Genomic DNA, 12,470 nt, shown 5'->3' with positions numbered 1-12,470 from the left:
AGAGGCGAGGCCGGTGTCGCGTGGCAAGGCGAAGGCCGCCAGCATTGAAAGATTCGCTCGAAGTTCTTCAAGAACTCATTCATTTAATTTGGACTACTAGACAGTGGTCGCCGCTGAACTGCTGGCCATCAAACGAAGACAGGAGAGGAGACGGGAATGTCAATCGAAGAGTTTGGGTACAAGCAGGAACTCAAGAGAGCGCTGACTTTCAAGGATTTGGTTATCTACGGTCTCGTCTGGATGATCCCAGTCGCACCGTTTGGCATTTATGGCTATGTCGCCGATGCCGCGAACGGAATGGTCGCGCTCGCGTACGTCGTTGGCATGATCGCGATGTTTTTCACGGCAATGAGCTATAAGGCGATGTCGTCGGACTTCCCCCTGGCCGGCTCGGTTTATACATATGCGCAACGAGGCATTGGCGAAACGGTCGGGTTCCTGTCGGGGTGGTTGATCCTGCTGGATTACATCCTGATCCCGTCGCTGCTGTACATCGCGAGCGCCGCCGCACTGGCGCCGATGTTTCCCGAGGTGCCGAGGTGGATCTGGATCGTGGTATTCACGCTCACTGGCGCCGGTGTCAATCTGTGCGGCGTCGAGTTCACCGCGCGTGCGAGCAAGCTGATGCTCTATGCGCAGCTTGCCGTGGTCGCCATTTTCTGCGTCGTTGGGTTGCGCGCACTGTATGTCGAAGGCCTCGGGGCAGGACGGCTGACCCTTGCACCGTTGTTTCAACCCCACAAGTTCAATATCGGAATGATCTTTGCCGCGGTATCGGTGGCATCGCTTTCGTTCCTCGGGTTCGACGCGATCTCGACCATGTCCGAAGAGGTCGCCGAAGGCAAGCGTGATTCGGTGGGCCGCGCGACGCTGGCCTCGCTGTTTCTCGCCGGTGCGCTGTTCATTCTCCAAACCTGGATTGCCGCCGACCTCTCGACGGGCATCAAGTTCAAGTCCCTGGATACGGCGTTTTATGAAACCGCGCAATACGCCGGAGGGGCTTGGCTGAACCGCCTGACTTCGTGGTCGACCGTTATCGCGTGGGGCATTGCCAACTCCTTTGTCTCCACCGCTTCGATCGCACGCATTCTGTACTCGATGGCGCGCGACCGGAAACTGCCGATGGCATTGGCAAAGGTCTCCGCGAAGTCGAAATCGCCGTATGTGGCCATTGTTCTCGTGGCGTTCGTCTCGTTGGTCGTGTCAATCGCCTTCATGAACAAGCTCGACACGATCACTTCATTCGTCAACTTCGGCGCGCTGACCGGATTTCTGGTGCTCCATGTCTCCGTAGTCAATCACTTCGTTCTTCGAAAGAAGTCGAAGAAGTATGTGGAGCATTTGCTGATCCCCAGCGTTGGTTTTTGCATCCTCGCATACGTGCTCTATTCGATGGGCCGCGACACCTGGATTTTGGGCACAGTCTGGCTGGCGGTCGGAATCGTCTACTACGCCACGCTGACCAAGGTGCTCAGGAGGAGCGCCCAGTTGCAGGTGTAGGCCAGCCGTCTAATGGCGTTTGCCGAAGTAAAGTTGGCGTTTTCCTGGCGCCGCGGGTCGATGGTGGCTCCGGTGCAAATAGCTGGCCCGGTTGATCCGAATGCTATAGATATGGACGCCTTACTGATTGACGAGGATGGCATTCCAGACAGAGGGTGCCGCCGTGACATTGAGCCCGAGATCGCAGAGATCGAACTGCCCCTTGCGAATGCGATGAATCAACTCGATGCCTGAAATCGTCGTCGCGGCATTCCGGAACCGTTTGAAGCCGAGCATCACGTTTGTCCTGGACTTGATGTTTCGATGGTCCTGTTCGATCAGATTGTTCAGATACTTCGATGACCGGATCTTCACCTTGCAGATTTCCGGCGATGGCATTGCGTGCTCCTGTACAGGAGCACGCGACGGGTAGCGGTCTCAATTGAGCGCGGCCGACCAGGTTTGTCGCCAGAAGTCCCTTCGTTTCCGGGCGCGACCGGCCTCACTCAACGAACGCGCAAACATGCGTTGTCGTTCACGACGCGTGCGCGACGCCATACTGGGAAGACAGATATCGCCGGATGTCGTCGGGGGCGTTAATGAAGCGCGTTCCGTTGGATTCCTGAACGCTCACGGAGGTGTCCTTCAACGTCTGACCACTACCGAGCACGATAACTGGCGCGGACTGGTTGCCTTCGCCGATCAGGTCGATGATCGCGTTGCGAGGGCGCGGTGCGTCGATGTACTCGACGTCGACGGCTTCGCGAAGCTGAGGGAAGAAGCTCAGCAAACCCTCGACGGAAACGGCGTCGCCGCAGTAGAACGGTCCCTCTGAACCGCTGAAGAAGCCCGGACGGAGAATGAAAAGCTTGTCTTTCATGGTTGCCTCACTGGGTGGAATATCGAAACTTGAAGGTGTACTTACGGTGGGTCACACTTCCGCCTGAACCGAAGCGACGGCGCGCAGCCGCGCAAATCCGGCTTCGAGGTCAGCGATCATGTCGTCGGGATGTTCAAGGCCCGCGTGTATGCGCAGCAGCGGACCGTCCCATGGCCATTGGGTTGCTGTGCGATAGCGTGCTGCGCTGGATCGAAGGATGAGGCTTTCGAAGCCCCCCCAGCTATAGCCCATGCCAAAACAGGTCATGCCGTCGAGCATCGCGCGCATCGCGTCATCGGATTGCGGGTGCAGCACGACGCCGAACAGGCCGCTCGCGCCGGTGAAATCGCGGCGCCACAACGCGTGTCCGGGCGACCCCGGCCGCGCGGGATAGAGAATCTGCGCGACTTCTGGCTGCTGTGCGAGCCATTGCGTCAGCTCATGGGCATTGCGCTGATGCCGCTCGAGCCGGACCGACAGCGTGCGCAGGCCGCGCAGCGCGAGATACGCGTCGTCGCCACTCACGGTCATCCCGAGCTGCCGATAGAAGCGGTTGATCTTCGGAAACAACGTCTCGGTCGTGAGGATCACGCCCATCATCACATCGGAGTGTCCCGAGATGTACTTTGTCGCCGCGTGAATCGACACGTCGACGCCGTGCTCGAATGAACGGAAATGAAGCGGTGTCGCCCAGGTGTTGTCCATCAGGACGATGGCGCCGTGGCGATGCGCGATCCGGCTGATCGCCGGAATGTCCTGTACCTCGAACGTCAATGAGCCAGGTGACTCGACAAACACCGCGCGCGTGTTGGGCTGCATGAGTGTTTCGATGTCCTCACCGATCGACGGATCGTAATACGTTGTTTCGATGCCGAGACGCGCGAGCGTCTCCGCGCAAAACGAGCGGGTCGGATCGTAGACGGAGTCGGTCATCAGCAGATGATCGCCGGGCCCGAGAAGCGCCAGTAGCGACGTCGTGATCGCGCTGAGGCCGCTGGGCGTGAGCATCGCGCGATACGCGCCTTCCAGGCGGGCAAGCGCGTTCTCGAGTGCGCGCGTGGTAGGGCTGCCGCCTCGTCCATACGCGTTGGGCGTGCCGCTCGCTGTCTTCAGCGCTTCGAGGCTGTGAAAGAGCAGCGTCGACTGCCGGTAGACCGGCGGATTGACCGGCGCTCCGAGCTGATTGTGCGCGCGGCCTTCATGGGCCAGGACGGTTTCTGTCGAATACGTGGCGTTCAAGATGAGATCCCTTTGTCGACGGTTCAATCGGGGCGAATCGAGCGTCGCCGCATGGTGGCGGCAATCGCTTTGTGTGAAGACATGTTAATTGCACAGTAGCGAAAATTGTTTTCAAAGAATGTCGCCAATTACGATAGGATTGGAAAAAATTCCTAACTTAGAGGCAATATGGACAAACGCGATGCGCAGATGCTCGCCCTGCTTCAGGCTGATGCAACGATTGGGCTCAATGATCTGGCCAAGGCGGTGAATCTGTCGCCCACGCCATGCTGGAGAAGACTGCAAAAACTGCGCGACGAAGGCGTGATTTGCCGGCAGGTCGTGCTGTGCGATCCGACCAAGCTGAAACTGGGACTCACGGCGTTCGTGATGGTGCGCTCGAACCAGCATGGCGATGCGTGGACGACCCGTTTCATCGAAACGGTACGGGCGATTCCAGAGATTCTCGAGATCTACCGGATGAGTGGCGAGATCGACTACCTGCTGAAGGTGGTCGTGCCAGATATCGCCGGTTATGACAGCGTGTACAAGCGGCTCATCAAAAGCGTCGAGTTGCTGGACGTGAGCTCGTCGTTCTCGATGGAGGTGATCAAGCGGACGACCGCGCTGCCACTTGATTATGTCGTGAAGGAATAAGGCAAACGTGCCAGGTGCCGATGGTCGTCGGCACCTGGCACGCGATTTATTGCTGACGCAACGGCCTGCCTTTCGTGTCAATGGCTCCTGCATGCATCGGGATACGCGAACAGCGCGGGGGCGCCTCCCGTGTGCAGAAACAGCACCGGCCCGTCCGCTTCGATACGGCCGCGCGCGATGCCGTCGATCAGGCCGGCCATCGCCTTGCCCGTATAGACGGGATCGAGCAGCAGCCCCTCGGTTTGTGCGAGCAGACGCACCGCGTCCATGCCGGCGCGATTGGGTTCGCCATAGCGCGGCGCAAAATAGTCGTCCCACAGGTCGATGCGCAATCCGGCTGGCGCGGGGATGTCGAGCAGTTCGCTCGTGCGCTCAACGAGATTCTGGACCTTCGGATGCTGTGCCGCCACCGTACGCGAGACGGTCACGCCGATCACGGCTGTCGATGGCAGCGCATGCGAGAGTGCGACCGCGAGGCCGGCATGCGTCCCCGCGCTGCCGGACGCGAGCAGGGTGGCCGAAAAGTCCAGTCCCGCCGCACGAGCCTGCCGGGCAAGCTCGAGGCCTGCGCGCACGTAGCCAAGCGCACCGAGCGCATTTGACCCGCCAATCGGAATCACGTACGGATGGCGGCCTTCGTCGCGCAATTGCTGCGCAGTAGCTTCGAGCTGCTGATCCGCGTCGTCGAGACTGTCAACGTCGTGCACGCGCACGCGCAACAGATCGAGCAGCAGTCGGTTGCCGTTGTGCAAATAGTCGTCGCATGTGGTGCCGTTCGGGTTTTCGAGCAACGCAACGCAGTCGAGGCCGAGCCTCGCTGCGAGCGCGGCGGTTTGCCGGACGTGATTCGACTGGATGGCGCCCGCCGTCACGAGTACGTCTGCCTTCTGGCGGATGGCGTCCGCGCCGAGATACTCGAGTTTGCGCAGCTTGTTGCCACCCAGCGCGAGCGGCGTGAAATCGTCGCGTTTGACATAGACTTCGCGGCCGACGTGAGCGGACAGTCGCGGCAGCCGCTGCAGCGGGGTCGGTGTGTCAATCAGGTTCAGGCGCTCGAAAGAATCGAGTCTCGTGGAGAGTGTCGTCGTCATGCCGGGAAAAGTGTTGGATTGCAGGAGTAGGGCCGGGCGGCTGACGCCGCGTGAGAAATCAGTGCAGGATCTTGTCGAGGAAGTCGCGTGCCCGCTCGGCACGTGGCGCGTGGAAAAACGCATCGCTCGTCGCGTCTTCAACGATCACGCCTTGATCCATAAAGAGCACGCGATGCGCAACCTTGCGCGCGAACCCCATCTCGTGCGTGACGCAGACCATCGTCATCCCTTCGCGTGCGAGCTCGACCATCACGTCGAGCACCTCGTTGATCATTTCGGGGTCGAGCGCGGACGTCGGCTCGTCGAACAGCATGGCAACGGGATTCATCGACAGCGCGCGCGCGATTGCCACGCGCTGCTGCTGCCCGCCCGACATCTGACCGGGAAACTTCTGCGCGTGCGCTTTCAGTCCGACCCGGTCGAGCAGACGCAGCCCGATATCGCGCGCCTCGTCCTTCGTGCGGCGGAGCACTTTTGCCTGCGCGAGCGTGAGATTGTCGAGCACCGAAAGGTGCGGAAACAGTTCGAAATGCTGAAATACCATGCCGACGCGCGCACGTAGCTGCGCGAGTTTCACCGATGGATCGTCGAGCCGCGCGCCATCGACGGTGATGCAGCCTTTCTGGAACGGCTCGAGGCCGTTGATCGTCTTGATCAGCGTCGATTTGCCCGATCCGGACGGACCGCAAACGACGACCACTTCTCCCTTCGTGACCGCCGCGCTGCAATCGCTGAGGACCTGATGCTTGCCATACCACTTCGATACGTTATCCAGAGTAATCATGTTCGGATTCTTCGTTGGTAGCAGGGTTAGTAGCGGGAAGCGCGCCCGTCCGCGCTCCGGACGGTCGGCGCATCCTCAGTGCGCAGCCGGTAGCGCACAGCGCGATTCGATGCGAACCTGGAGCCGCGCGAGCAGCGTGCTCAGTACCCAGTAGATCGCCGCGGCCGCAAGGTACAGCGGAAGCGGCTGGAACGTCGACGCGATCACTTCCTGTGTCGAGCGCAGCAGCTCGGTCACGGTGATCACGGAGACGAGCGACGTATCCTTGACCAGGCTGATCAGCGTGTTCCCGAGGCTCGGCACCGCGAGGCGAAGCGCCTGCGGGCAGATCACATAGCGCAGCGTCTGCACGTGCGTGAAGCCGAGACTGTGCGATGCGGCCCACTGGCCACGACCAATGCCGAGGATCGCGCCGCGCATGCTTTCGGACAGATACGCGCCCGCGTTGAGCGTCAGCGTGAGGATGCCGGCGGAAGTCGGATCGAGCGAGATGCCGATGCCTGGTAGCCCGTAGTAGACGACGAACATCTGCACGAGGAGCGGCGTGCCGCGCATCAGGCTGACGTAACCCTGCGCGATCGCGGCGAGGCTCCGGTTGTTGCCAATGCGCACGATCGCGACCAGCAGGCCGACGATCAAACCCAGCACCATCGACGCAACGGCGAATTTGATCGTAAGTACCGCGCCCTTTGCGAGCACGGGGAGGCTTTGAACGATCAGGTCGAACGCTTCCATGAACTTGTCTCCAGGTTATGTCCGGGCGCGCCAGCGGGGGGCCGGCGCGGGCACGGACTATGTCGGTCAATGTACGTTGGGGGTCGTCGTGTCGGTGCCAAACCACTGCATCGAGATTTTCTTCAACGTGCCGTCCTCGCGCATTGCTGCGAGCGCGTCGTCAATCGCCTTCTCAAACCTGGGATTGCCCTTGCGAAACGGAATGCCCATCTGCGTGTCGGCACCCGGAATCATGTTGCCCGTGCGCAGTGGCAGGTGCGAGTTCTTGATCAGGTACGGAAGCATCAGGTGGTCGTTCACGACCGCATCGATTCGGCCCGTTGCGAGATCGCCCAGCATCTCCGCATCGCCGGGATAAGTCTGCGCGCCAACCGCGGGCACGGCCTTCACGAGCTCCGCATAGTTGCTGCCGAGCACGACACCCACCTTGTGGCCCTTCAGGTCGTCGAGCGACTTGAACGCGCGCGAATCCTTCTCGCGCTGCAGAAGCTGCGCACCCGAGTAGACGTACGGTTGGCTGAAGTCGAGCGCCTGTTTGCGAGCTGGCGTGATCGCCACCTGGTTGACGATCACATCGAACTTGCCAGCCTGCAGGCCGGCGAGAATCCCGCTCCATTCGGTCGTGACGAATTGAGGCTTGACGCCGAGCCGCGCGGCGACCGCCTTCGCGACGTCGACGTCGAAGCCTTCGAGCTGTCCGTCGCTGTTGCGGTAGTCGAACGGAGGGTAGGTACCTTCGAGCGCGACCTTCAGCACACCGGCTTGTTTCACCGTGTCGAGCAGGTCGGCCGCATGCACGGATGCGGTCGTGACACCGAGTAGTGCGGTGACCAGTGCTGACGTGAACAGCGGTTTGAACGACTTCATCTTTGTCTCCGTTGGTAAGAATAAGAATCGATGTAGCGATTTCATGCTTGAGCGCCGATCGCCGCGTGAAAAGCGCAGGTTTCGCGCGTGGATCGGGGCGCGCCGCTCACGGCTACGAATGCGACTCGACTGACGGCAAGCTTAGTTCTGTCAGAATGAAAAGTGTTTCCAAAAGCGTGCGCACATTGATCATTTTCTGGAAGATTTTTCTAGTTTTGAGCCAGGTTGCGCAACCGGCCTGCTGTCGGTGCGACCGGGAGCCGACACGGTCGCACCGGCGTGCGTCGCGGTTGCTCCAACGCCGGTCGCGAGCCCGTGTGCTACGCATGGAGCGCGTTCTTCGCGACCCGGCCGGGCGCGACAGCGATCAGCATGACGGCGAAATCGGCTTCTTTCCGGCAGATTGTCGCCGCACTGAGAAGCGTGCAATGTGGCGAGGTTATGGCAATGCTGGGTGCGCACTTATTTGTAGGCGCATGCCGACTCGGGCTGATCACCCGCAAAGGTCAGACGAAAGGCGAGGGCGTCGAGTGCGGTGCCGCGGTTGCCTTCTGTTCATAAATTAAATAAGGAATCCGCATTGTTTCTTGAGCGTATGGCCTTCGACCGCGACAGTGCCCGCTCTCATTTCGCACATGGTCGTTGCTGCATCCAGGCGATCGCTTGTGCCGTAATGTTGGCGTAATCATCTGACTTGAAAGGCCTTTATAAGGCAAAGACTGGCGCCCCTTTCCGCCTCTATTCGACCGATCGCATCGCTCCGATCCGCAATACGATTTGCATCAAGGAAGGGCGCCTACACCGGATCCCAGTTCACGCGCAGTGGCCTCAAGCTTGCCGGCCAATTGCCGTTAGAGGGGTTCGGGGGATGAGTCGATCCTCCTGTGTGGCCAATCGGCCCGGCAAGCCTGTTATGCAGGCGTTACTTAACAAGGAGTCTTCCCATGCTGCGTTTTATCCGTTCCCTTTCGCGCGACGAGCGCGGCGTCAGCTCGCTGGAATATGCGGTTCTTGGCGGCATCGTCGTCATTGCCCTCGGCCTGGTCGGCACGTACTTGTCGGGCACTAGTAGTACGACTGGCCTCACGGGCCTCTTCAACACTCTGCTTGGAAGCGTAACCACCAATATGGCCAAGTAGTCTTGATGTTCCGGCGCAGCACGGGCACGTGCTAGCCAGAGCCGCCCGTGCTCGGAGCAGAGGCAAACGATGTTACCCCTGGCTGTAGTGAAAGCGGGTGCCTGCATGACCCTCGTCATGCTCGCAGGTTTCGATCTGCACATGCGGCGTCTGCCAAATCCCGTCGTGGCCGCGTTTGCCGCCCTGTATTTCGTCGACGCTGCGATGACCGGGGGCGTCCGTGCGTCATTGGACGTCCATGTGGCTGCGTGCGCGGCGTCGTTTGCCGTGGCTGCATTGATGTTTCGATTGGGTTGGCTCGGGGGCGGCGACGTAAAGCTTGCCGCCGCGGTCTTCCTCTGGGCAGGGCCCGCGTCCTGGCCGGTGCTGGTTGTTGTTTCGTTATGCGGATTGTTTGTGGCCCTCGCAATGCTCGCAGTGGCCGGCTTGCAGCGCAGTCCCGCCCTGACGGGCGTGAGCAGGTGGCTTGGCTGGATCGCACCGGCACGCGGTGTCCCGTACGGCGTGGCGCTCGCGATGGGCGGTGCCGTCGCAGTCTTGCTGCAGCCCACAGCTGGCCATCGCACGACGCTCGCCATGCTGCAGTTTTTCGTTTAGTTCACCAAAAGGTCATTGCTGCCGAGTCGTGCGCCGCTTGCCTGAATACAATGCCGCCCCTATGCAAAATTTCATCAAGCTCGCCGCGCTCGTTGTCATCGCCGCAATTGGCGCATTTATCATCCGCGCGTTGTTCATTGCCGCATCGAGCCCGCACGCGACGCCTCACTCACCGATGGTGCACGTGCGCGCCGCTGCCGACGATTTGCCGGACGGCCTGCTGTTGCGCGACGCGGACCTTGTATGGAAGACGATGCCACGCGACCAGGTCCCGGCAGGAGCACTCGTCGAAGCGCCCTCCGACGATAGCAACGCGAAAGACCTCAAAGGCGATCTGCTGCGGCACGCGGTACGCGCTGGGACGCCCCTTGGCGTTGCCGACGTGATTTTGCCGGGTGCCCCCGGTTTTCTCGCCGCTGCTCTCAAGCCCGGCATGCGCGCGATCTCGGTGGCCGTTGACGACGTGTCGGGCAACGCCGGGCTCATTCAGCCAGGAGATTATGTCGACATCCTGCTGACCCAGCAGATGCGCAACGAAACAGGCGCTCATATCGACCCCGCGCGCGCGGTCGAATCGGAAACGGTCGCCGAGCGCGTGCGTGTGCTCGCGGTCGGCACAGCGTTCCGCCGTCCGAAGGATGACGACAGCGCCTCGGGCAACGCCCCGAGCACGAACGCTCGCACCGTGACCATCGAAGTCACGCCGGCGAGCGCCCAGACGATCACGGTGGCTGCACACCTCGGCACGCTCTCGCTTGCGCTGCGCAGTTTTGCCACGCGTGACAAGCACGTACCGGATGTCGAGGATGTCGCGATGACGCGCACAGCGCCCGTGTGGGCCGGCGATGTCTCGCGCGCATTGCGCGGCGAGAGCGCATCGGCAGCGCCGCACTCGTGGAAAGCACCGGCACCGGCGCCACATGTCGTCATCTACCGTGGCTCGCGGGTTGAGCAGGCAGACGGCGATCTGGCCGGCGGCACGTCTACGGGTGCGCCGGGCGTCATGCCGCCGCTGCCCACCGGTATGCCGCCCGCCACGCCCGCACGCGCCGATGCAGCTCCCGCCACCTCCGCAGGATCATAGGACGACCCATGTTCAGCCTCACACACGGCAAGCTGTTTTCACACTGCGCACGGCGTCGCGCAGGCGGCCGTTTTGCCGCCACTGCCATGTTCGCCGGGCTGCTTGCCATTGCTACGCTAGTTGGCCCCGGTGCGGGGGCGGCATGCGCGAAAGAGCCCGCGCAGCCCGCCGATGTGCTGTCCGTCGCGGCAGGCAGTGGTACGTTGATCGAGTTGCCGCAGCCCGCCGTTGCCGTCTTCGTCGCCGACCCGAGCGTTGCCGACGTCCATGTGCCGACGCCGCGTTCGGTTTTCGTGCTCGGCAAGAAGTCCGGCACGACGACACTCTTTGCAATTGGCCCGAACAATCGGGAAATTCTGCGCAAGACCATCAGTGTGTCGACGGATACGGCTTCGATTCAGCGTCTGCTCGACGCGCGCTTCCCCAAACTCGCGGTCACGGTGTCGGGCGCGCCCGGTTCATTGATGGTAAGCGGAGCGGTGCCGAGCGCGGCGGATGCCGATGCCATCGTCCAGACGCTGCAGCCATATCTTCACGCCAACGAGCAGATCGTGAATCGCCTCTCGATCGCCCACCCGATCCAGGTGCTGCTGCGCGTGCGCATCACCGAAGTGGATCGCAACATCACGCAGCAGCTCGGTATCAACTGGAATGCCATTGGGGCGGGCGGCAATTTCTTCGGCGGGCTGTTCAACGGGCGTGCAATTTTCGACGCGACGACGAATCTGTTCAACATTCAGTCCACGGGTGCGTTCTCGGTGCTGGGTGGCTTCAAGGCCGGCAAGACGACGATCGAAGGCGTGCTTGACGCGCTCGACGAGGAAGGCTTGCTGACGCTGCTCGCCGAACCGAACCTGACGGCGATGTCGGGCCAGACGGCGAGCTTCCTCGCCGGCGGTGAGCTGCCGATTCCCGTGCCGCAGAGCGGCACGACGAGCACGATCACGATCGAGTACAAGCCCTACGGCGTCGCGCTGAACTTCACGCCGACTGTCCTTGCCGACAACCGTATCAGCCTCAATGTACGACCCGAGGTTAGCCAGATCGATTCGGCCAATAGCATCACGTTGAACTCGATCGTGGTCCCGGCGCTGTCCGTGCGCCGCATGGAGACCACTGTCGAGCTATCAAGCGGGCAGAGCTTCGCCATCGGCGGACTCCTGCAGAGCTCGACCAGCGACGTGCTATCCGAACTTCCCGGCCTCGGCGAGCTGCCTATTCTCGGCAAGCTGTTCTCGTCGAAGAAATACCAGAACAACAAGTCGGAGCTCGTCGTCATCGTGACACCGTATATCGTCGGGCCGACAGGACCGGGCCAACTGCGCGGCGCGCTGGACGATGTCATCACCCCGAGCAGCGACATCGAATTCGCCGTGCGCCAGTCGCTTTCGATCGACCCGCTTGCGGGCAATTCGCCGCGCCTCGTTGGCGCAGCAGGCTTCGTCTATTGATATTCACATGGGAACCACGATGAAAGCCCGGCTCTCCCTCATTGCCACGATTTTCGCCGGTATGGCCAGTGCCGGCCTCACGTCGTGCATGTCAGCGCAACCGCCGATCGGCATGCCAGATCCATCGGTGATCGGCTTTACGCCCGGCGACGGCGGACGCACGACGCCACCGGCGTGCGAATCGATGACCCAGCGCTCCGGCATGCGCGATGCCGGTTTCGCACGGCCCGGCGTGGCGTTCGGCTGCGCGACCTACTCGAATCTGGCCGCGATGCTCGCGCGGCCAACCGACCTCGTGGCGCCCGTGCCCTACGCGGGTGCAGACGCGCCGCTCGCTGCAAGCGCGGTACGCCGCTACGATGAAGGCCGGGCGATACCGCTGAGCTCGGACTCTTCGAGTTCTTCGTCATCCTCGACGAGTTCGCCGTCTTCGCCGAGCTCGACATCGACGACGGGCTCGTCGTCTGGAAATTGATCACGGGGATTGC

At 61.7% G+C, this 12,470-nt stretch carries 13 protein-coding genes and 1 pseudogene; 7 read left to right on the top strand and 7 right to left on the bottom strand.

From position 1 onward, the window contains the following. Positions 1–156 precede the first annotated feature (156 nt). Complete coding sequence (locus tag EYW47_RS31910) at positions 157–1,500, top strand: APC family permease (RefSeq protein WP_133198797.1); 1,344 nt, start codon at positions 157–159, stop codon at positions 1,498–1,500. 120 nt (positions 1,501–1,620) lie between these two features. Here the strand turns inward: EYW47_RS31910 and EYW47_RS31905 are convergent. From EYW47_RS31905 to metC, 3 genes and pseudogenes are all read right to left on the bottom strand, one after another. Next, positions 1,621–1,845: pseudogene (locus EYW47_RS31905) on the bottom strand (DDE-type integrase/transposase/recombinase); the annotation flags it as partial. Between the two features lie 169 nt (positions 1,846–2,014). After that, positions 2,015–2,359: a DUF3088 domain-containing protein gene (locus tag EYW47_RS31900; RefSeq protein ID WP_133198796.1), complete on the bottom strand. Its 345-nt coding sequence runs from the start codon at positions 2,357–2,359 to the stop codon at positions 2,015–2,017. A 51-nt stretch (positions 2,360–2,410) separates the two neighbouring features. Continuing rightward, the gene (gene metC, locus EYW47_RS31895; RefSeq protein WP_133198795.1) at positions 2,411–3,598 is read right to left on the bottom strand and encodes a cystathionine beta-lyase; all 1,188 of its coding nucleotides are present in this window, start codon (positions 3,596–3,598) and stop codon (positions 2,411–2,413) included. Between the two features lie 168 nt (positions 3,599–3,766). Between metC and EYW47_RS31890 the strand changes: the two genes are divergently transcribed. Then, positions 3,767–4,234 carry an Lrp/AsnC family transcriptional regulator gene (locus EYW47_RS31890; RefSeq protein ID WP_133198794.1) on the top strand — a complete coding sequence of 156 codons (468 nt, stop codon included), beginning with the start codon at positions 3,767–3,769 and terminating at the stop codon, positions 4,232–4,234. Between the two features lie 77 nt (positions 4,235–4,311). Here the strand turns inward: EYW47_RS31890 and EYW47_RS31885 are convergent, their stop codons facing one another. The 4 genes from EYW47_RS31885 to EYW47_RS31870 form a co-directional block, all read right to left on the bottom strand. Continuing rightward, complete coding sequence (locus tag EYW47_RS31885; RefSeq protein ID WP_133198793.1) at positions 4,312–5,325, bottom strand: D-cysteine desulfhydrase; 1,014 nt, start codon at positions 5,323–5,325, stop codon at positions 4,312–4,314. Between the two features lie 58 nt (positions 5,326–5,383). Then, entirely contained in the window at positions 5,384–6,109 is a 726-nt protein-coding gene (locus EYW47_RS31880) for an amino acid ABC transporter ATP-binding protein (protein WP_133198792.1), read from the bottom strand. A gap of 75 nt (positions 6,110–6,184) precedes the next feature. Further along, complete coding sequence (locus EYW47_RS31875) at positions 6,185–6,844, bottom strand: amino acid ABC transporter permease (protein ID WP_133198791.1); 660 nt, start codon at positions 6,842–6,844, stop codon at positions 6,185–6,187. 66 nt (positions 6,845–6,910) lie between these two features. Continuing rightward, positions 6,911–7,711, bottom strand: coding sequence for a transporter substrate-binding domain-containing protein (locus tag EYW47_RS31870; protein WP_133198790.1), 801 nt, complete (start codon positions 7,709–7,711; stop codon positions 6,911–6,913). 944 nt (positions 7,712–8,655) lie between these two features. Here EYW47_RS31870 and EYW47_RS31865 point away from each other — a divergent pair. The 5 genes from EYW47_RS31865 to EYW47_RS31845 all read left to right on the top strand — a co-directional run bounded on the left by EYW47_RS31865 (position 8,656) and on the right by EYW47_RS31845 (position 12,457). Continuing rightward, positions 8,656–8,850: a Flp family type IVb pilin gene (locus EYW47_RS31865; protein ID WP_133198789.1), complete on the top strand. Its 195-nt coding sequence runs from the start codon at positions 8,656–8,658 to the stop codon at positions 8,848–8,850. 105 nt (positions 8,851–8,955) lie between these two features. Next, positions 8,956–9,447, top strand: coding sequence for a prepilin peptidase (locus tag EYW47_RS31860; RefSeq protein WP_240764005.1), 492 nt, complete (start codon positions 8,956–8,958; stop codon positions 9,445–9,447). 61 nt (positions 9,448–9,508) lie between these two features. Further along, positions 9,509–10,531 (top strand): Flp pilus assembly protein CpaB, encoded by a 1,023-nt coding sequence (cpaB, locus tag EYW47_RS31855; RefSeq protein ID WP_133198787.1) that lies wholly within the window; start codon positions 9,509–9,511, stop codon positions 10,529–10,531. Positions 10,532–10,617: 86 nt separating this feature from the next. Then, positions 10,618–11,982, top strand: a complete 1,365-nt coding sequence (locus EYW47_RS31850; protein WP_377785382.1) for a type II and III secretion system protein family protein — start codon at positions 10,618–10,620, stop codon at positions 11,980–11,982. A gap of 7 nt (positions 11,983–11,989) precedes the next feature. Continuing rightward, positions 11,990–12,457: a CpaD family pilus assembly lipoprotein gene (locus EYW47_RS31845; protein ID WP_377785380.1), complete on the top strand. Its 468-nt coding sequence runs from the start codon at positions 11,990–11,992 to the stop codon at positions 12,455–12,457. Positions 12,458–12,470 lie beyond the last annotated feature (13 nt).

This window comes from Paraburkholderia silviterrae (assembly GCF_004353915.1).
In the GTDB taxonomy this organism is placed as follows: domain Bacteria; phylum Pseudomonadota; class Gammaproteobacteria; order Burkholderiales; family Burkholderiaceae; genus Paraburkholderia; species Paraburkholderia silviterrae.
Note: the sequence above shows the minus strand (reverse complement) of the source record. Positions and strands in the feature narration are given on the sequence as shown.

Excerpts from the sequence above, each read along its gene's own strand:
- EYW47_RS31910 (WP_133198797.1), top strand. The coding sequence starts at position 157 with ATGTCAATCGAAGAGTTTGGGTACAAGCAGGAACTCAAGAGAGCGCTG.
- EYW47_RS31850 (WP_377785382.1), top strand. The coding sequence starts at position 10,618 with ATGTTCGCCGGGCTGCTTGCCATTGCTACGCTAGTTGGCCCCGGTGCG.
- EYW47_RS31885 (WP_133198793.1), bottom strand. The coding sequence starts at position 5,325 with ATGACGACGACACTCTCCACGAGACTCGATTCTTTCGAGCGCCTGAAC.
- EYW47_RS31880 (WP_133198792.1), bottom strand. The coding sequence starts at position 6,109 with ATGATTACTCTGGATAACGTATCGAAGTGGTATGGCAAGCATCAGGTC.
- cpaB (WP_133198787.1), top strand. The coding sequence starts at position 9,509 with ATGCAAAATTTCATCAAGCTCGCCGCGCTCGTTGTCATCGCCGCAATT.
- EYW47_RS31900 (WP_133198796.1), bottom strand. The coding sequence starts at position 2,359 with ATGAAAGACAAGCTTTTCATTCTCCGTCCGGGCTTCTTCAGCGGTTCA.
- EYW47_RS31870 (WP_133198790.1), bottom strand. The coding sequence starts at position 7,711 with ATGAAGTCGTTCAAACCGCTGTTCACGTCAGCACTGGTCACCGCACTA.
- EYW47_RS31845 (WP_377785380.1), top strand. The coding sequence starts at position 11,990 with ATGGGAACCACGATGAAAGCCCGGCTCTCCCTCATTGCCACGATTTTC.
- EYW47_RS31875 (WP_133198791.1), bottom strand. The coding sequence starts at position 6,844 with ATGGAAGCGTTCGACCTGATCGTTCAAAGCCTCCCCGTGCTCGCAAAG.
- EYW47_RS31865 (WP_133198789.1), top strand. The coding sequence starts at position 8,656 with ATGCTGCGTTTTATCCGTTCCCTTTCGCGCGACGAGCGCGGCGTCAGC.
- EYW47_RS31860 (WP_240764005.1), top strand. The coding sequence starts at position 8,956 with ATGACCCTCGTCATGCTCGCAGGTTTCGATCTGCACATGCGGCGTCTG.
- EYW47_RS31890 (WP_133198794.1), top strand. The coding sequence starts at position 3,767 with ATGGACAAACGCGATGCGCAGATGCTCGCCCTGCTTCAGGCTGATGCA.